This is a genomic window from Sorangium sp. So ce590, assembly GCF_051521365.1.
Taxonomy (GTDB): Bacteria; Myxococcota_A; Polyangia; order Polyangiales; family Polyangiaceae; genus Sorangium.
In genome coordinates this window covers 6,037,136-6,054,140 of record NZ_CP150346.1, presented here as the reverse complement: position 1 = coordinate 6,054,140, position 17,005 = coordinate 6,037,136, and the positions used below count along the sequence as shown (strand labels likewise).

13 protein-coding genes and 1 tRNA gene are annotated in these 17,005 nt (G+C 72.5%); 5 read left to right on the top strand and 9 right to left on the bottom strand.

Translation table 11 applies throughout. The features are described from left to right. Nucleotides 1-10: 10 nt before the first annotated feature. A complete protein-coding gene (gene glgB / locus WMF28_RS22520) occupies nucleotides 11-2,257 on the top strand; it encodes a 1,4-alpha-glucan branching protein GlgB (RefSeq protein WP_437595295.1) in 2,247 nt (748 codons plus the stop codon). Between the two features lie 307 nt (nucleotides 2,258-2,564). Beyond that, nucleotides 2,565-3,176, top strand: coding sequence for a response regulator transcription factor (locus tag WMF28_RS22515; RefSeq protein WP_437595294.1), 612 nt, complete (start codon nucleotides 2,565-2,567; stop codon nucleotides 3,174-3,176). A 255-nt stretch (nucleotides 3,177-3,431) separates the two neighbouring features. Here the strand turns inward: WMF28_RS22515 and WMF28_RS22510 are convergent, their stop codons facing one another. The 6 genes from WMF28_RS22510 to WMF28_RS22485 form a co-directional block, all read right to left on the bottom strand. Then, nucleotides 3,432-4,055, bottom strand: coding sequence for a hypothetical protein (locus WMF28_RS22510; protein ID WP_437595293.1), 624 nt, complete (start codon nucleotides 4,053-4,055; stop codon nucleotides 3,432-3,434). Further along, a complete protein-coding gene (locus WMF28_RS22505; RefSeq protein ID WP_437595292.1) occupies nucleotides 4,052-4,615 on the bottom strand; it encodes an FMN-binding protein in 564 nt (187 codons plus the stop codon). The genes WMF28_RS22510 and WMF28_RS22505 overlap by 4 nt, the downstream gene beginning before the upstream one ends. Nucleotides 4,616-4,738: 123 nt before the next feature. Further along, a complete protein-coding gene (locus tag WMF28_RS22500; RefSeq protein ID WP_437595291.1) occupies nucleotides 4,739-6,106 on the bottom strand; it encodes a protoporphyrinogen/coproporphyrinogen oxidase in 1,368 nt (455 codons plus the stop codon). Between the two features lie 21 nt (nucleotides 6,107-6,127). Next, nucleotides 6,128-7,483: a hypothetical protein gene (locus tag WMF28_RS22495; protein ID WP_437595290.1), complete on the bottom strand. Its 1,356-nt coding sequence runs from the start codon at nucleotides 7,481-7,483 to the stop codon at nucleotides 6,128-6,130. A gap of 84 nt (nucleotides 7,484-7,567) precedes the next feature. Further along, the gene (locus WMF28_RS22490) at nucleotides 7,568-9,187 is read right to left on the bottom strand and encodes a hypothetical protein (RefSeq protein WP_437595289.1); all 1,620 of its coding nucleotides are present in this window, start codon (nucleotides 9,185-9,187) and stop codon (nucleotides 7,568-7,570) included. After that, a complete protein-coding gene (locus WMF28_RS22485; RefSeq protein ID WP_437595288.1) occupies nucleotides 9,184-9,447 on the bottom strand; it encodes a hypothetical protein in 264 nt (87 codons plus the stop codon). The genes WMF28_RS22490 and WMF28_RS22485 overlap by 4 nt, the downstream gene beginning before the upstream one ends. 127 nt (nucleotides 9,448-9,574) lie before the next feature. Here WMF28_RS22485 and WMF28_RS22480 point away from each other — a divergent pair, with 127 nt between their 5' ends. Beyond that, on the top strand, nucleotides 9,575-10,261 hold the full coding sequence (locus WMF28_RS22480) for an SMI1/KNR4 family protein (RefSeq protein WP_437595287.1): 687 nt from the start codon (nucleotides 9,575-9,577) through the stop codon (nucleotides 10,259-10,261). Nucleotides 10,262-10,423: 162 nt separating this feature from the next. Further along, entirely contained in the window at nucleotides 10,424-11,926 is a 1,503-nt protein-coding gene (locus tag WMF28_RS22475) for a serine/threonine protein kinase (RefSeq protein WP_437595286.1), read from the top strand. A 165-nt stretch (nucleotides 11,927-12,091) separates the two neighbouring features. On the opposite strand, the gene infC is transcribed toward WMF28_RS22475, so the two are convergent. The 3 genes from infC to WMF28_RS22460 form a co-directional block, all read right to left on the bottom strand. Next, nucleotides 12,092-12,817 (bottom strand): translation initiation factor IF-3, encoded by a 726-nt coding sequence (infC, locus tag WMF28_RS22470; RefSeq protein ID WP_437595285.1) that lies wholly within the window; start codon nucleotides 12,815-12,817, stop codon nucleotides 12,092-12,094. 244 nt (nucleotides 12,818-13,061) lie between these two features. Further along, complete coding sequence (gene thrS / locus WMF28_RS22465; RefSeq protein WP_437595284.1) at nucleotides 13,062-15,128, bottom strand: threonine--tRNA ligase; 2,067 nt, start codon at nucleotides 15,126-15,128, stop codon at nucleotides 13,062-13,064. Between the two features lie 33 nt (nucleotides 15,129-15,161). After that, a tRNA-Val gene (locus WMF28_RS22460) sits at nucleotides 15,162-15,233 on the bottom strand. A gap of 433 nt (nucleotides 15,234-15,666) precedes the next feature. Here WMF28_RS22460 and WMF28_RS22455 point away from each other — a divergent pair. Then, entirely contained in the window at nucleotides 15,667-16,809 is a 1,143-nt protein-coding gene (locus WMF28_RS22455) for a transketolase (protein ID WP_437595283.1), read from the top strand. The last annotated feature ends 196 nt before the right edge of the window (nucleotides 16,810-17,005 follow it).

Sequence of the window (17,005 nt, the reverse complement as noted above, 5' to 3'; positions counted from 1 at the left end):
GGACCCTGACATGTTGGAACAACGAGAAGTCGATCTCATCGCGGCTGTCGAGCATCCGGATCCGCACCACGTGCTCGGCGCGCACGAGGAGGAAGGCGACCTGGTGGTCCGCGTCTTTCGCCCGGACGCCACCGAGATCGCGGTGCTCCCGGCCGATCCCTCGCTCCGGAGGCGGTCGATGGAGCGCATCCACCCCGCGGGGCTCTTCGAGGCGCGCTTCCCCGGCGTCTCCTACCCGGAGGACGGCCGCTTCCGTTACCGGCTCGAGCTGCGCTTCCCGGACGGGAACGCCTCGGTGGAGCCGGATCCGTACGGCATGCCGCCCACCCTGGGGGACGTCGACCTTCACCTCCTCGCCGAGGGGAGGCACTGGGAGCTCTACCGCATCCTCGGCGCGCACGTGCGCGAGGTGGACGGCGTCTCCGGGACGGCGTTCGCGGTCTGGGCCCCGAACGCGCGCCGCGTGAGCGTCGTCGGCGATTTCAACCAGTGGGACGGCCGCCGCCACGCGATGCGCCGGATGGGCGAGGGCTTCTGGGAGCTCTTCGTCCCCGGCGTCGGCGAGGGCGCGCTCTACAAGTACGAGATCAAGACCCCGGCGGGGCACATCACCGCGAAGAGCGATCCGCTCGGCCAGGCGATGGAGCTCCGGCCGGCCACCGCCTCGCGGGTCACCACGAGCCGCTACACGTTCCAGGACGACGCGTGGATGCGGGCGCGCGGCGAGGTCGACTCGCGCAAGAAGCCGATCTCCATCTACGAGGTCCACGCCGGCTCCTGGCGGCGCGTGCCCGGCGAGGGCCCGCCGTACGAGCACGGGATGCGCTGGATGACGTACCGCGAGCTCGCCGACCACCTCGTCGAGTACGTGGCCGAGCTCGGCTTCACGCACGTCGAGCTCATGCCGGTCATGGAGCACCCCTTCGACGGCTCGTGGGGCTACCAGGTCGCGGGCTACTTCGCCCCGACCAGCCGCTACGGCGATCCCGACGATCTCCGCTACCTCATCGACCGGTTCCACCAGAAGGGCATCGGCGTGCTCCTCGACTGGACCCCGGCGCACTTCCCGAAGGACGCGTGGGCGCTCGGCCGGTTCGACGGGACGGCGCTCTACGAGCACCTCGACCCGCGCCTCGGCGAGCACCGCGAGTGGAACACGTACATCTTCAACTACGGCCGGCACGAGGTGCGGAACTTCCTTGTCGCCAACGCCCTCTACTGGCTCGACGAGTTCCACATCGACGGCCTGCGGGTCGACGCGGTCGCCTCGATGCTCTACCTCGACTACGCCGCGGAGGGCCACGACTGGGTGCCGAACCGGTACGGCGGCCGCGAGAACATCGAGGCGATCGAGTTCATCCGGGAGCTGTCGAACCGGGTGCACGAGCGCTTCCCGGGCGCGGTGCTGTGCGCCGAGGAGTCCACCGCCTGGCCGTCGGTGACGCACGCGACGTACGTCGGCGGGCTCGGCTTCGACTTCAAGTGGAACATGGGGTGGATGCACGACACGCTCGACTTCTTCAAGCACGAGCCCGTCCACCGCGCCTTCCACTACCACCAGCTCACGTTCGGGCTCATCTACGCCTTCTCCGAGAAGTTCCTCCTGCCGCTGAGCCACGACGAGGTCGTTCATCTCAAGCGGTCGCTGCTCTCGAAGATGCCGGGCGACTACTGGCAGATGCTGGCCAACCTGCGCGCGCTCTACGGGTACATGTGGGCGCACCCGGGCAAGAAGCTGCTGTTCATGGGCGGCGAGATCGGCCAGTTCGCCGAGTGGAGCGAGAAGACGGAGCTCGACTGGGGCCTGCTCTCGGTGCCCGCCCACGCCGGGCTCAAGCGGCTCGTGACGGACATCAACGCGCTCTACAAGAAGTACCCGGCGATGTACGAGCTCGACGACGAGCACCACGGCTTCCGGTGGATCGACTGCACCGACCACATGCAGACCGTGATCTCGTTCATCCGCTACGGGGACGGCGCGGGAGACCAGATGTCGCCCTCGGGCGTGCACGTGGTGTTCATCGGCAACTTCACGCCGGTCCCGCGCCACAACTACCGCATCGGCGTCCCGCGCCGCGGCGCCTACCTGGAGGTGCTCAACACCGACGCGACCGTGTACGGCGGCAGCGGCGTGGGCAACATGGGCCGTGTCGAGGTCGAGGACGTCCCCTGCCACGGGTTCCCGCAGTCGATCGTGCTGACGCTCCCGCCGCTCGGGGTGCTCTGGCTCGTCCCCGAGCACGACGCGCAGCCCTGACGCCTCCCCCGGCGCGCTGCGAGGCGCCGGCCGTCGCCTCGCAGCGCTCTCCGCCGGCGGCCCCGCTCGAGGCCGTCCGCCTCCTCTCCATCACGCCAAGCAGCTCGTCGCCGCGACAACGATGCGAGCACGAGGTCATGTCCGTCCAGGTTGAAGCACTTCGCTGCGCTTGCCCTTGTGCGCCGTTCTTCCTCGTCACGCACCCGGCCTGGTGGGCCGATATCGGAACCCCTGCCTGGTGCTCTCCTGGTCCTCCGACGTACGATGGGACGAGCAGGCTCGGATCGAGCAAAGGTGGAATGCTTCAATGGTGAGTAGCAACGGCGAGCCCCTTGGTCAGACGTGGGCGATGATGAGTCAAGGAGGTCCGTCGCGCTTCCGTTCGCAGATGCCGCCCGCGGCGTCGACCGGGCCTGAGTCCGTGCGGGGAGGCGAGGTCCGCAGGGTCCTCGTCATCGACGACAACCCCGCGATTCACCGCGATTTCCAGAAGCTCCTCTGTCCCGACTCGGGTGCGTCGGCGGATCTCGACGCCCTCGACGCGGCGATCTTCGGGGGGCCGGCGGCCACCCCGAGGAGCACGTTCCAGGTGGACGGCGCCTGCCAGGGTCAGGAAGGCCTGGAGAAGATCCGGCGAATGCAGCGGTGCGGCCGTCCCTATGCGTTGATGTTCGTGGACATGCGGATGCCGCCGGGCTGGGACGGCATCGAGACGATCGAGCGGATCTGGTCCGAGTGTCCGGACATCGAGGCCGTGATCTGCAGCGCGTACTCGGACTACTCGTGGCACGACGTGATCCGGCGCCTGAAGCGGCCGGAGCTCCGGCTGCTGAGCAAGCCGTTCGAGAGCAAGGACGTGCTGGAGCTCGCCTGGTCGCTCACGTCCCGGTGGCTCAAGCGGAGCGCGACGAGGCGGTGAGGGGACCGCGCTGCGGGGGTGTTGACGCCCCGGGAGCGGTGTTTACACCCCTGGCGTGGGTTTGGCAGGGGTCCTGAGCCAGCGCCTCGACCTCGACACCGGTTCAACGGTACAGAGGTGGTGAGCTCCCACTTACAGGCTCTGTACGACGGCCTTGGGGCGGCCGACAAGCCCCGCCTGGAGCTCCGCTGTCCGCCGGTAACTCCTGATCTGGCGCCCTTCGGTCCGGGGCCCCTCCGAACCTGCTCATGCGTCTCACTGCACCTCGTCGAGCGGCGCCGTGTCGCCCCGCCGCGACCGCCTGGGCAGCCACATGTCCACCGTCGAGACGACCGCCATGGCGCCGAGCGACAGCAGCATGGCCACGCCGGAGATCGGCATCAGCGCCGCGGCGCCGGGGGCGCTCCGGATGAGCCACGGCGCCGCCATGTGCAGCCCGCTCGTGACGACGGCCGCCACGACGCCCGCGGTGTGCAGCCACGACGGCAGCCGCGCGAGCAGCCAGAGGTGCGCGAGGATCAGCACGTAGACGGGCACGGAGAAGAGGTGGAAGTGGGTCACCTCGAGCAGCTTTCGCTCGGAGATCTGCTCGACCAGGACCCGCGGCGCCTCCGGCGCGCCGGGGAGCTCGAGCTCCGGGCCCAGGTCGAGCGCCGGCCCCTCGGCCGCGGCGGGCGCCTGCGGCGGGGCGGGCGGCGGCGCGGCGATCGGCGCGCCCGCGTAGTACGCGGCCGCTCCCGCGTCCTGCACCATCGCCCCGTAGAGGCGCCACGACACGAGCAAACCGAGGATCGACGCGAGCGTGAACGCCGAGTACAGGAGCTTCGCGCCGAGCGAGAGCGACCTCAGCCGCCCCGCCGCCGCGGTGAAATCTCTCACAGCGCGCCGCGCTTCAGCGCGAGCTGGAGGACGAGCGCGTCGCGCTTGACGCCGAGCGCGACGGAGCGGGACGAGATGGATGCGCCCGACACGATGTCGATGTCCTTGCCCGCGGTGATCGGGTCGCTCGCCGTCTTGCCCTGGAACTGGGCGCGGAAGCGATCGCCGCGGACCTCGTCGCCGTACGCCTCGCGGTACTCGAGGATCTCGATCCGCTCCACCGCGCCGGCCGTCGAGAACTTCACGGCGAAGTCGATCGGCTCGTGCATTCCCTTCTCTTCGTCCTTGATCGCGTAGCCGTCGGTCTTGCCGTCCGACTCGGCGACGTACACAACCCACTCGCGCTTGACCGGCGCGCCGAGCTTCTTGCCGACGTCCCGCGCCTCCACGTCGCTGAGGACGATCTTGCGATAGCCGACCTTCTTCGAGCTCGCGAAGAAGCTCTTCAGGACGGCAGGGATCGTCCAGTACGTCGCGCCGTGGGCGGGGAGCGCCGCGAGGACGAACGCGAGCGCGGTGGCTGCGGCGAAGTGGGCAGTGCGGAGACCGGAAGGACGCATCAAGGCTCCGACGAAACTGTCACTCATGAAAGTCAACGTCAACAGCGTTTGGCCCCTGGGTTTCGCTGCGGTGGGCGCGCGCCTCGGTTGCGCTCAGTTGCGCTCAGTTGCGTTCAGTTGCGTTCAGTCACGCACCTGTACGTCCAGGTAGCGTTCGGCGTTCAGCACCCACGCCTCGGGGCTGCGGCCGGCCTCGACGTGGGCCACCGCGTCGGCCGCGATCGCGACGCAGTGATCCAGGTTGCAGTGCAGGAAGAGCGCCTGCCGCCCGAAGGGGAGCGCGCCGAGCGCGGCGGCGCGGCGCATCGCTGCGCGCCAGCTCTCCAGCCAGCCGCGCCGGTAGAGCGGGTACACGCCCGGCACGAAGCGCTGGCGGACCTCGATCGGCGCCACGCCGCGCGGGGCGATGCCCGCGCGCACGAGCTGGTCGAGCAGCGCCTCGAGCGGCCGGCCCGAGGCGAAGTCGCGCCCGCGCCCCCAGGCGCCCTCGGGGATCTCGACGCACAGCACCGTCTCGCCCGGGCGGCGGAGATCGGGCGCGTAGTTCTGCAGCTCGGAGGCGCGGCCGAACCAGAAGCGCGGGTCGGGGCAGTAGTACGTCTCCGGGGCGCCGAGCCGCGCGCGCGGGTAGGCGAGGTAGACCAGGTAGAGGCCGCGGTGCTCGAGGCGCGCGTCGGGCACGAGAGCCGCGAGGTCGCCCGCGAACAGGACCGGCGCCGCGCCGGCGCGCGCGGCCATCCCGGCCAGGCCGAAGGCGGCGCCGCACTCGGCCTTGACGCCGGCCTCCGCGAGCCGCGCCTCGAGGTGCGCGATCAGCGACGAGATGCCCGCCGGCGGGTAGACGAACCGCGCGAGGTCCGCCGCCGCGCCGCCGCGGCCGAGGCCCTTGAACAGCGCGAGCGGGCTCGTGGTGCTGATCCGCTTCTTCGCGACGGTCTGCGAGAGCTCGGACGGCGGGATGCCCCAGACCTTCTCGGCGTAGGGCCGGTAGAACGACGCGTAGGCCGCGGCGCCGACGCGCTCGCGCACGAACCGCTCGAAGCCGACGTCCTCGCCGGCGATCGCGCGGTCGTGCTCCCAGCGGGCAAAGGCCGCGCGGCGGCCGCGCTGCGCCACGAAGCCGAGGCCCATCGCGGCGCCGGCGCGGAGGCCGAGCGCGCGCAGCATCGACGGGACGCTCGGGGGGTAGGGGACGTGGCGCTCGCCGAGCACGAGCACCCCGCGGCGCGGGCGCGACAGGAACGGGGAGCGCGCGTGCACCTCCCGGAAGAGCGGCTGCTCGAGCGCGGCCGGGTGGAGCCGGTGCGAGCCGAGGTCGCACGGCAGCCCGCGGAACAGCTCGGCGCCGGCGAGGCCGCCGGGGCGCGCCGCGCGCTCCAGGAGGCGCACGCGACGGCCGGCCCGCGCGAGCAGCAGGGCCGCGTAGAGGCCGGAGATGCCGGCGCCGACGACGAGGCGCTCGGGCCCCGCGTCGTCTGGGCGGAGTGACATGGGGAGCCTCGGACGGCGCGCTCAGTACATGAACCCGAGCCCGAAATTGAGCTGCGTCTGGTCGAACCCGAGGGTGCGGTCGCGCAGCTGGTAGTCGGCCTTCAGCACGACCCCCTGGGTCGGCCGGTACGAGGCCCCGACCGTGATCTCGCGGACCCCGTACGACGCGTTCGCCCTGTAGCCCTCCGGCACCGCGGACTGCGTGTCGTACGCCTCGAGGCGCGCGAACGGCAGGAGCTCGTGGCCCAGGCCGAGCGGGCGGAGCACGTCGTAGGCGGCCTCGACGTAGCCGCCGCGGAGCCGGGTGGCGACGGGGCTCGTGGGATCGATGAAATTGGGCGCGCCGCTCTCGTTGAACGAGACCATGAGGGCGCGCGCCTCGGGCAGGTGCCACTCGGCGAACAGGACCCGCGTCTCGAGGCCGCTCCTGCGCCAGCGCGCGTCGAGCGACCAGCCGAGGACCGGGATCGAGAGATCCACCGGAGTGCCGTCGCGGAGGAAGAATTTGCCATCGCCGTTCGACCCGGCGTCGCTCGCGTACACCGACGCGCCGGCGACGACCCCGAGGAGCGGCTCGGCCTCGACGCGCGCGACGCCGGCCCAGGCGTTGGCGCGGGCGAGCCCGGCGCTCTGCCGGCCGCCGGCGAGGCCGCCCGCGCGGAAGCCGAGCGGATCGAGGCCGGTCATCGCGTAGGCCTCGAAGCGCAGCCAGTCGAGCGGCTGCCCGAAGGCGCCGACGGCGATCTCGCGCCACGTCGAGGGGATGACGACGGTCTCCACCTTCGGCCGGACCACGCCGTGGAACACCGGCGGCTCGTGCCACGAGTTGATGATCCCCATCGGGACGAGCACGAGGCCCGCGCGCAGCCCGAGCGCGCGGCCTGCGGCGTTCCATTCGAGGTAGGCCTGCTCCAGCTCCGCGGCGCCGGGGCAGCTCGCGCAGGAGAGCGAGTGCTCCACCTCGAGCTCGACGTAGGACCGGATGTCGTTCGTGAACTCGTGCGCCACGAAGAGCACGAGCCGGGGGATGTCGGCGACCCACGCGCGCTCGCCCTCGCGGCCGGTCGTCGTGCCGCGGACGTGCACCTCGCCGTAGCCGCCGACGGAGGTGTTGCTCGCGCTCGCGCCGGCGCTCCGGAACCGCTGCTCGGTCAGTCCGCGCACGAGCTCGTGCTCCGGCGCCTGCCCGGCGCCGAGGCCGATGGCGGGCTCCCGGGGAGCCGGCGGCGGCGCGGCATGCTCGGGCGGGAGGTCGAGGACCGGGCCGTCCGGCGCCGGCTGCGCGGTGGGCGCGGGCTGCGCGGCGGGCGCGGGCTGCGCGGCGGCCGCGAAGGGCAGCAGCGCGCTGAGGACGACGCCCGCAGAGCGAGGCCACAAGGACGATATTGCTTTCATGACGAGGGCCGGGGCTCGGCAGGGCGGAAGTCTTCGCGCCCCCGAAAACGGAGGTCAACCTCGTTTTCAGCGGGAGAGCGCGCTGCCCGTCGAGCGCGGGAGCGATCGATCCATCGGAGGCCCACCGGGCAGCGCCTCGAGCAGGGCGAGGTCGCTCCAGAGCGCGTCGACGTAGCGCGAGCGCGGGCGCGCGAAGCGGATCGAGATCGCATGGCCGCGGCCGGCGAGCGCGTCGCGCGCCGCCGGCGAGAGCGCCTCGCTCGTGATGAGCGCGCCGCCCGGGCCGGCCTGCTCGACGGCGCGGACGAGCTCGGCGTCGCTGCGCACGCGCACCGGCCGCCGGCCCGGCGCGCCCTCCTGGATCATCCGGTCGAGGTCGCGCGTGAGCACCGGGCGCTGCTCGGCGCGGGCGTCGCGGAGGAAGCCGACGATCGCGGCCGCGGGCGAGGGCGCCCGGTGCTCGCGCGCGAGGACGATCGCGTCGACGAGCCATTGCGCCGCGAGCGCCGCGACCAGGGCGGCGGGCGCGGCCGAGCGGAGCGCGCGGCCGCGCGGCGCGCTCGCCGCCGGCGAGAGCGCAGGCGAGAGCGCCGCCGCGCCGGCGGCCAAGGCGACGAGCAAGGGCGGGACGAGCGGGAGCCAGTGCCGCGGCTTGTAGGCGATGTTCTGCCCGAGGAGCGCCCAGACGAAATAGGCGAGCGCCGAGGCCCAGAGCTCGGGCTGGTCTCGCGCCGCGCGCGCGGCGCGCTGGAGAGGCGCGACGCGGAGCGCGGCGGCGGCGAGGAGCGCGATCAGGATCGGCGCGCCCAGCCAGCGCGCCGCCGGCGCGTCCGGCCACGCGCCGCCGAGGCCGTTGGCCCAGATCCCCCAGAGCACGCCGTGGAGCCGCTCGGCCGGCGACGAGACGGTGATCGCCGTCCCTCCCCAGCGTGTGAAGTGCCCGAGCCCCTGGACCCACGTCGCCGCGACGAGGTCGCGCGGCGTCGCGATCAGCACGAGCGGGACGAGCCACGCGAGCGCGCCGGTCGCGAGGTCGCGGCCGCGCGCGAGCCACGCGAGGCGGCCGCCCTCGCTGCGGGCGATGACGGCGAGGCAGGCGAGCGCGAACGGGAAGTACGAGAGCCGCACGCCGAGCCCGACGCCGAGCAACACGAGCGCGCACGTGCGCGAGCGCGCGGCGCGCGCCTCGCGGGCGGCGATCTCGGGCGGCCCCGTCAGGGCGGCCCCAGGCGCGCGGCGGAGGTGCCGCGCGCGGGCGCAGAGCCAGAGCGCCGCGGTCGTCACCGCGGCGCCGGCCATGTCGCTGAGGAGCTTCTCGGACGACAGCCACAGGAACGGCGAGGCGAGCGCGAGCACCCCGGCGAACACCGCGGCGCGCCGCCCGGCGACCGCGTGGGCGAGCAGGGCGGTGAAGGCGACGGTGGCCGCGCCCGCCGCGGCGCTGACGAGGGCGAGCGCGGCGCGCGGCGAGGCGCCGAGCAGCGCGAGCCCCTTCGCCGCGGCGATGAACACGGGATAGTACGGCGCATGCGGGCGAAGCGCGGCCACGTCGAAGCGCTCCACGCCGAGCGCGAACCGGAGCGCGTCGATGTCCTCGTCGTGGTCGATGCGGAAGAGCAGGCGGGAGGCGAGCGCGGCGGCGGCGAGCGCGGCGAGCGCGACGACGTCGCGCCGCTCCTCCCTCACGAGCCCGAGCCGGAGCCCGAGCCTGGCGCGTGCGTCGGCGCGCCGCAGTCCGGCGGATCCGCGCTGGCCGCCCCGGCGTCGGTGGTCGCGCCCGAGCCGGAGCCCGAGCCGGGGAGCGGCGCAGCCGGCGTGTCGCACTGATCGAACAGCTCCTCGCCCGCGTAGTCGAGGCACGCGGTCGCGAGCGACGCGACGACGAACGTGACGCCCGCCGCCACGAAGGCGGTGCGCAGGGATGCCCAGGAGCCCAAGCCGATCACGCAAGCACCGTGCCGCCAGCGCAAATGCCTGTCAAGCGCGCGCGCTCCGCGCGCCGACCCGGTGCGGCGGTGTCGGGGATCGCGCGTTTTTTGCTCCTACCGGCGCCGGGCGCGTAGGGTCGCGCGCATGGAGTGGCTCGAGTCGATGCACCGCATCCGCGCGCTCAAGCTGGAGCTCGCGCGGATGGACCCGCGGCGGGGAATGCCGATCGCGCCGCCGTCCGGGGCCTCCGCGGCGGAGATCGCCGGCGTCGAGCGCCGCCTCGGGATGCCGCTGCCGCCGAGCTACCGCGAGCTGCTCTCGCGGCACGACGGCTGGCCGCAGCTGTTCGCCGGCGCCAGCCTGCTCGGGGTGCGCGCGCTCGCGCGCGGCTCGTACATGGATGTCGGGCGGATGGTGCTCGAGCACTGCGAGGGCCAGGGGGCGCGCGGCGCATGCGAGGACGACGCCGCGCCAAAGACCGTGCGCGGCCGCTACGGTGCGCGGAGCGCGCTCGTCCCGTTCGGCATCGACGCGGCGGCCGAGACGGTCTTCGCCTGGGATCCGGAGGCGAGGGCGCCCGACGGCGAGCTCGAGATCATCCTCTGGACGAACGACCTCGGTCTTCGCCTCGCGGGCTTCGCGGAGCTCCTCGACATGGTGAAGGAGATGCTCGCCGCGGAGCTCGACGATCGCCGGAAGCGCGCCGCCGCGCAGCTCGATCTGACGCCGCGCCCTCGCGCGGTGGTCGCGCCGAGGAGCCGCGCGCGCGCGGTGGCGGTGCCGCTCACACCCGCGCCTCGCGCGTTCGCGAGGAGCGCGCTCACGGGCTGAGCCGGCGCCGTCTGCCGAGCCCGGCCGCGGCGCTGCCCGCGTGAGCTCGCGCCCGAAAGGGCCTGGAACGCGCTCGTCACAGACCCCGCGATTGCGCGTGGGACCCCGGGTACAGCCGGTTGTTTCCGCGCACAGCGTGGGACGTGATGTACTAGTCGGAGCATGACGGAAGCCCACCAGCAGCAGCGCTACCGGGTCATCGAGCGGCTCGCTTCGGGCGGCATGGCCGAGGTCTTCCTCGCCGAGAGCGCGGGGATCGAGGGGTTCAAGAAGCAGGTCGCGATCAAGCGCGTGCTCCCGCACCTGAGCGAGAAGAAGCGCTTCATCGCGATGTTCCTCGATGAGGCGCGGCTGTCCGCGCACCTCTCCCACTCCAACGTCGCGCAGGTGTTCGACATCGGGGTCGGCGACAACGCCTACTTCATCGTGATGGAGTACGTGGACGGCGCCGATTTGAAGGCCGTCCTCGAGTCGATGCGCAAGGCTGGGCGCATCCTCCCGGTCGAGTCCGCCGTGTTCATCACGGGCAAGCTCTGCGAGGGGCTCACGTACGCTCACGAGCTCAAGGGGGCCGACGGGCACCCGCTCAAGATCGTGCACCGGGACATGTCGCCTCCGAACGTGCTCATCACCAAGTACGGCGAGGTGAAGATCGTCGACTTCGGCCTCGCCAAGGCGACGAGCCAGCTCGAGAAGAGCGAGGCGGGGATCATCAAGGGCAAGTTCAGCTATCTCTCACCCGAGGCCGCGCAGGGCCTCGAGGTCGATCCCCGCACCGACATCTTCGCGGCCGGCGCCATCCTCTGGGAGATGCTCTCGGGGAAGCGGCTCTTCCTCGGCGAGACCGACTACCAGACCGTCAAGCTCGTGCAGCAGGCGCAGATCCCGCCGCTCTCCGAGATCAACAAGGCGGTTCCTCCGGAGCTCGATCGCATCATCGCCCGCTCGCTGGCCCGCGACCCCGGTGATCGCTACAGCTCCGCGCGCGAGCTCGGCCGGGATCTCACGACCTTCCTGTACAGGTACGGCCGGCCGGTCAGCGCGTACGACATCGCCGAGCACGTCCGCAGCGCCATGGCGCTGCGCAAGCGCGCCCCCGCGTCGGACAAGGCGTCGTTCATCGACAGGCTCATCGAGGAGACGCTGCTCGAGTTCACGTCGCTCCCGGACGACAAGGCGGCGCCGAGCGCTGCGCGGCCGAACGAGCCGCTCAAGATCTCGGCCTTCGAGGACATCGGCAAGTGGGCCGACGAGCTCAAGATCTCGGCGCCCGGCGAGGACCTCATGCGGCAGTCCCTCGCCGCGGTCTCGGTCGAGGCGGGCAACCTCGCCGCGCTCGAGGAGCCCGAGGAGGTCGCTCCACCCGCCACGCTGCCCGCGTACTCGGCCGCGGAGCAGCCGCTCGCGCCGCCGCTCCCCGCGCGTCAGCCGCTCGAGAGGAGGGCCGAGCCGACCCTGGCCTCCCCGCAGCCCGTGCCTGCGCCACAGCCCCCTGCGCCGCCCTCGCGCGTGCTGGCGCCGCCAGCCACGGCCGCGCCGCGCGACCTGGAGCCGGAGCTCCGTCCACTCAGGACAGGGGGAGGCGCGGTGAAGGCTGTGCTGGTCGTCGCCGCGCTGGCGGTCCTCGCCGCAGGGGCGTGGCTCGGCGGCTTGATCCCGCACTGAGCCGGCGGCGCGCGAGCGCCTCGCCGCGCCCGCGGACGTTCGAGGGAGAGGGCGCGCCCCCCGCGACGCAGAAGCGAGCGCGCCACGCGAGCTCCCGCGGGCGGCGCGATGCGCGCCCCACGGCAGCCGCAGCTGCCGTCGTGGCGCACGCTCTCCCCGGGCGGGTTACTCGGTCCCTCCCTCGGCCTCGTCGTCGTCGTCGTCGTCGTCGTCTTGCTCTTCGAGCTGCCTCTCGAGCTTCTCGATCTCCTCGTCCTCTTCGTCCCCGGTGGGAGCGGCGCGCCCTTCCTGGAGCGCCTTCTGGCGGGCCCTCTCCGCGGCGACGCGGGCCTGGGCCACCTTCTGCAGGATGGCGGGCTTGGGCGCCATCATCAGCGTCATCGTGCGCTGCTCCATCATCGGGCGCACCTCGACGTTCGCGATCTCCTCGCAGTGCTGGACGATCCAGTCGAGCTGCTCCTGCGCCTTCTCCGGGTGCGTGATCTCGCGGCCGCGGAAGCGGACCGTGAACTTCACCTTGTGACCTGCGCCGAGGAACCGATGCGCAGCCCTGGTCTTGAACTCGAGATCGTGGTCGTCCGTCTTGGGACGGAGCTTGATCTCCTTGATCTCCACCACACTCTGCTTGCGCTTCGCCTCGCGGGCCTTCTTCTTCTCGTCGTACTTGTACTTGCCGAAGTCGAGGATCTTGCAGACCGGAGGATCCGCCTTCGGGTTGACCTCGACGAGGTCGAGCCCCTTCTCCTGTGCTCGGCGCAGCGCCTCGTGGGTCTGCATGATGCCGAGCATCTCGCCATCATCGCCGATGACGCGGATTTCCGGGACGCGGATGCGCTGGTTGATGCGGATCTGCGGCCCCCGCTGGGCCTGCCGAGGGTCGAAGCGTCTCATCGCCATGTGGTATTTCGCTGCCTCCTTGTGTTCTGTGATTCTGAAAGCGACGGACCGCCGCTTCGCGACCGAAGGTGGTCGCGGCGACCATCACCACGCCAATGTCGCCTGACTCCGCGCCGCAGGCAACGGCAGCAAGCACGACGGCCGCCGCGGCGCAGGGGCGCTCGGGAGCCCTGAGCTGCCGGGCTCGACGGGGGTAGGGAAGGGCCTGCCGGCGAGAAGGGCCAGCCGGAACGGCTGGTCACGAACCGGAGGCGCTCACAGCGAGGCGAGGCGGCTTCGACTCCGCGGCGAGCCGGTCGGCGAAGTCCTCGAGCGGCATCGCCCCGAGGTCCTTGTTGAGGTCGCGCGACCGGGGGGCGACCTTGCGGCCCTCCGCCTCCTTGTCGCCGACCACGACCACGTACGGGACGCGCGTCAGCCGCGCCGCCCGGATCTTGGCGCCGAGCTTGTCGGAGCTGAGGTCGGCCCTCGCCCGGAGCCCGCGGCCCCGGAGGTACGCCACCACGTCCTCTGCGTAGGCGGCCTGCTTCTCGCTGACCGTGACGATGACCGCCTGCTCCGGGGCCAGCCAGGCTGGGAAGGCGCCCCCGATGTGCTCGAGGTACACTGAGAAGAACCGCTCGAGCGAGCCGAGGATCGCCCGGTGGAGCATCACGGGGCGGTGGGCGCCGCCGTCGGCGCCTGTGTACTCGAGCTCGAAGCGGTCGGGCAGCGCGTAGTCCACCTGGATCGTGCCGAGCTGCCAGCTCCGGCGCAGCGCGTCCTCGACGTGGAACTCGAGCTTCGGGCCGTAGAACGCGCCCTCCTCGGGCGCGATCTCGAAGGGGAGGCCGGCTTGCTTCAGCGCGTCCGCGAGCGCGGCCTCCGCGGCGTCCCACTGCGCGTCGGTGCCGATGCGCTTCTTGGGTCGGGTCGCGAGCTTGATGTCGATCTTGGCGAACCGGAACGCGGCGTACACCTCGAGCAGGAGCCGCAGGAACGCCTGGATCTCGCCCTGCATCTGCTCCGGAGCGCAGAAGATGTGGGCGTCGTCCTGGCAGAAGCTCCGCACCCGGGCGAGGCCGTGGACGACGCCGCCGCGCTCGTACCGGTGGAGCCGCCCGAAGTCGGCGAGCCGCCACGGCAGCTCCCGGTAGCTGCGCCGCCGCTGGCCGAAGATGAGGCAGTGGCTCGGGCAGTTCATCGGCTTCTGGGCGAGCCGCTCGAGCTCCGCGAGCTGCTCCAGGACCGCGGCGTCGCGCTTCTTGTCCGCTTCCTTGTAGATCGCCGCGTCCGCCTCCCCCGGAGAGACCCCGAGACGGAGCGCGAGCCGCGCCGCGTCCAGGTGCTCCGCCGTGACGGGGAGGTACATGTTCTCGCGGTAGTTCGGCAGGTGCCCGCTCGTCTCGAACAGGCGCTTGTCGAAGATCTGCGGCGTGATGACCTCCTCGTAGCCGTAGTCGACGTAGAGGCCGCGCATGTACTGGACGAGCGCGTTGTAGACGTGCGCGCCGCGCGGCAGGAGGAAAGGCATGGCCGGCGCGATCTCGTGGAACATGAAGAGCTCGAGCTCTTTCCCGAGCTTCCTGTGGTCGCGCTCCTTGGCCTCCGCGAGCAGCTTCAGGTGCTCGTCGAGCGCCGCCTGGCTCGGGAACGCCGTGCCGTAGATGCGCTGGAGCATCGGGTTGCGCTCGTCGCCGCGCCAGTAGGCGCCGGCCACGCTGACCAGCTTGATCGCCTGGAGCAGCGAGGCGTCCGGCACGTGCGGACCTTCACAGAGGTCGACCCACTCGCGCTCGCCGTCGCTGTGCCGGTAGAGCGAGACGTCCTCGCCCGCCGGGATCGCGTCGATGATCTCGCGCTTGTAGGTCTCGCCCATCTGCGCGAAGAGCTCGTGCGCCGCCTCGCGGCTCACCACGTCGCGCCGGAACGGGCGGCCCGCGGCGATGATCTCGCGCATCTTCGCCTCGATCTTGGCGAGATCCTCGTCCGTGAAGGGGCCGGTCGGCTTGTCGAAATCGTAGTAGAAGCCCGCGTCGATGGCGGGGCCGATCGTGACCTTCGTCCCCGGGAAGAGGCGCTGCACGGCGTCGGCCATGATATGCGCCGTCGAGTGCCGGATGATGCGCAGGCCTTCCGGATCGCTCGTCCGCACCGGCTCGATCCGGGTCGAGCCGTCGCGCTGGAACGGGGTGTGGAGATCGACGAGGCGCCCGTTGACGCGGGCGCCGATGACGGTGCGGTCCTTGGCGATGTCGTCGGCGAGAGCCTCGCGCACCGTGGTGCGGGCCGCCGAGGCGGCCTGGGCTGTCTGATCGAGGGCCATGAAACCTCGCAGGCTAGGTCTCCTGCTGATTTGTAGGCGCGGCCGGTTTCGAACCGGCGACCCCTACCGTGTCAAGGTAGTGCTCTACCACTGAGCTACGCGCCTATGTCCCGCTCGCTCGACGCGATGCCGACGAAACGGAGAGCGCCTCCTAGCAAGGGCCGGAGAGCCCGTCAAGCGATCTATTTTTGGGGATCGCTTTTCTCGGGAGCGCACCGGTCGCGATGCCCCTGCACGGGAGGCCGCGCGCGGGCCTCGTGGGGGCGCCAGGTCGGTCGCCAGATCGTTGCGGCGTCAGGTCCCCGGTGCGCCGGGCCGAGCGCGAGGGGGCAGCCACGCTCGGGGGTGAGCTTGGCCATGCGACCCCGCCCGGAGGCCGCGTGAGGCAGGAGCTTCACCCGAGATGAAAGCTCCGTTTCTTGGAGTTACGTCCAGACATGGATGAGCGGGATCGCCGCACGCATCGGTCCGGTTTTCTCGCGCAATCCGAGCGCGCTCGCGCTTGACCTCGCGTGCGGCTCGGGCGACGAACGGCTGGATGGCAGGGCCTGAAGGTCTGGGCTCGCCGCCGGATCCGGCGGCGGTGATCGCACATGTCGAGGTGGCCGCGGGGAGCACGCTCTTCGCCGCGCATGCGGCGGTGCCCGGCGATCTGCCGATCGAGCGCGCCGCGTCCGCGGCCGAGGCGATCCGCGGCGCAGCGGCCCGCACGCGCGCCGGACAGCGGGCCAGCGTGGTGCTGGGCGCCCACGAGCTCGTCGGGGCGCTCGCCGCGCTCGGCGAGGCGGCGGCGGTGCGGACGCCGGTCACCGTGCACGTCATCGAGCGCCGCGGCGGGCTCGCCGTGGGGCGCGACGAGCTCGCGCCGGCGCTCGACGTCGGCGCGGGGGTGCTGGTCACCTGGAGCAGCCAGGACGCGGCCGACGTGGCGCTCGTGGCGCGGCGCGCCGCCGAGGACAGCGAGACGCCGTTCCTGCACGTCGTCGACGCGCTGCCCTCGGACGTGTCCGCCCTCGGCGCCGCGCGCGATCTCGCCGCGCGCTTCCTCGGCCCGGAGCGGGGCGCGCCGACCTTCACCGACGCGGCGCCGGGCGAGAGCGACGGCGACGGGGGCCCTCGCCCGCAGGGCCGCAGCGTCGTGCGGAAGCGGGCCGAGCGGAGCTTCTGCGCGCGGGTGCCGTTCGCGCTCGCCAGCGCGATGCGGGAGCTCTGCGAGCTGACCGGGAGGTCTCTCGGCGCGATCGAGCGCGTCGACACCGCCGACGCGGAGGAGATCATGGTCGTCGTGGGCTGCGCGTTCCCGGCGGCCCGCGAGGTCGTGCGCAGCCTGCGCGCGCAGGGGCGGCGCGTCGGGCTCGTGGGGGTGCGCGCGCTGCGGCCGTTCTACGGCGCGGAGGTGGTGAAGACCCTCGGGCGGGCCAAGGCCATCGTGGTGCTCGAGCCGCTCGACGAGCCCCTCGCGCCGCAGGGGCACGTCGCCGCCCTGGTGAAGGCCGCCTTCGCGGACGCGCTCACGTGGGCCCCAGGCTTCCCGGGCGTCGGGCGCATCCCGCCGATCCTCTCCGCGACGTTCGCGACGATCGACGGCACGATCACCGAGCGCGACGTGCGCCTGTCGCTCGCCGAGATCGCGAGCGGCGAGCGGGCCCGCCGGCACATGGTGTTCGGCAGCGACGGCTGACCTCGGCGCTCTGGGTACCGCGTCCCGCGCGGCGGGGTAGGGCGGGACCGGAAAGGGCCGTAAGGCTGCATTCCCGGCGTGCCCGGGTGAGGCTGCCCGCCTAGCTCCTTGCGCGACCCTTGGATCCTGGGTATGGAGGCGGGCCCCGGGGGGTTGGGAGAGGCCTGCAATTTGCGGGCGAGCCCGTCGGGGCCCG

What these genes read in the sequence shown, in the direction of transcription:
- glgB (WP_437595295.1), top strand. Translation starts at nt 11, where the DNA reads ATGTTGGAACAACGAGAAGTCGATCTCATCGCGGCTGTCGAGCATCCG.
- WMF28_RS22515 (WP_437595294.1), top strand. Translation starts at nt 2,565, where the DNA reads ATGGTGAGTAGCAACGGCGAGCCCCTTGGTCAGACGTGGGCGATGATG.
- WMF28_RS22505 (WP_437595292.1), bottom strand. Translation starts at nt 4,615, where the DNA reads ATGCGTCCTTCCGGTCTCCGCACTGCCCACTTCGCCGCAGCCACCGCG.
- WMF28_RS22500 (WP_437595291.1), bottom strand. Translation starts at nt 6,106, where the DNA reads ATGTCACTCCGCCCAGACGACGCGGGGCCCGAGCGCCTCGTCGTCGGC.
- WMF28_RS22480 (WP_437595287.1), top strand. Translation starts at nt 9,575, where the DNA reads ATGGAGTGGCTCGAGTCGATGCACCGCATCCGCGCGCTCAAGCTGGAG.
- WMF28_RS22475 (WP_437595286.1), top strand. Translation starts at nt 10,424, where the DNA reads ATGACGGAAGCCCACCAGCAGCAGCGCTACCGGGTCATCGAGCGGCTC.
- infC (WP_437595285.1), bottom strand. Translation starts at nt 12,817, where the DNA reads ATGAGACGCTTCGACCCTCGGCAGGCCCAGCGGGGGCCGCAGATCCGC.
- thrS (WP_437595284.1), bottom strand. Translation starts at nt 15,128, where the DNA reads ATGGCCCTCGATCAGACAGCCCAGGCCGCCTCGGCGGCCCGCACCACG.
- WMF28_RS22455 (WP_437595283.1), top strand. Translation starts at nt 15,667, where the DNA reads ATGGCAGGGCCTGAAGGTCTGGGCTCGCCGCCGGATCCGGCGGCGGTG.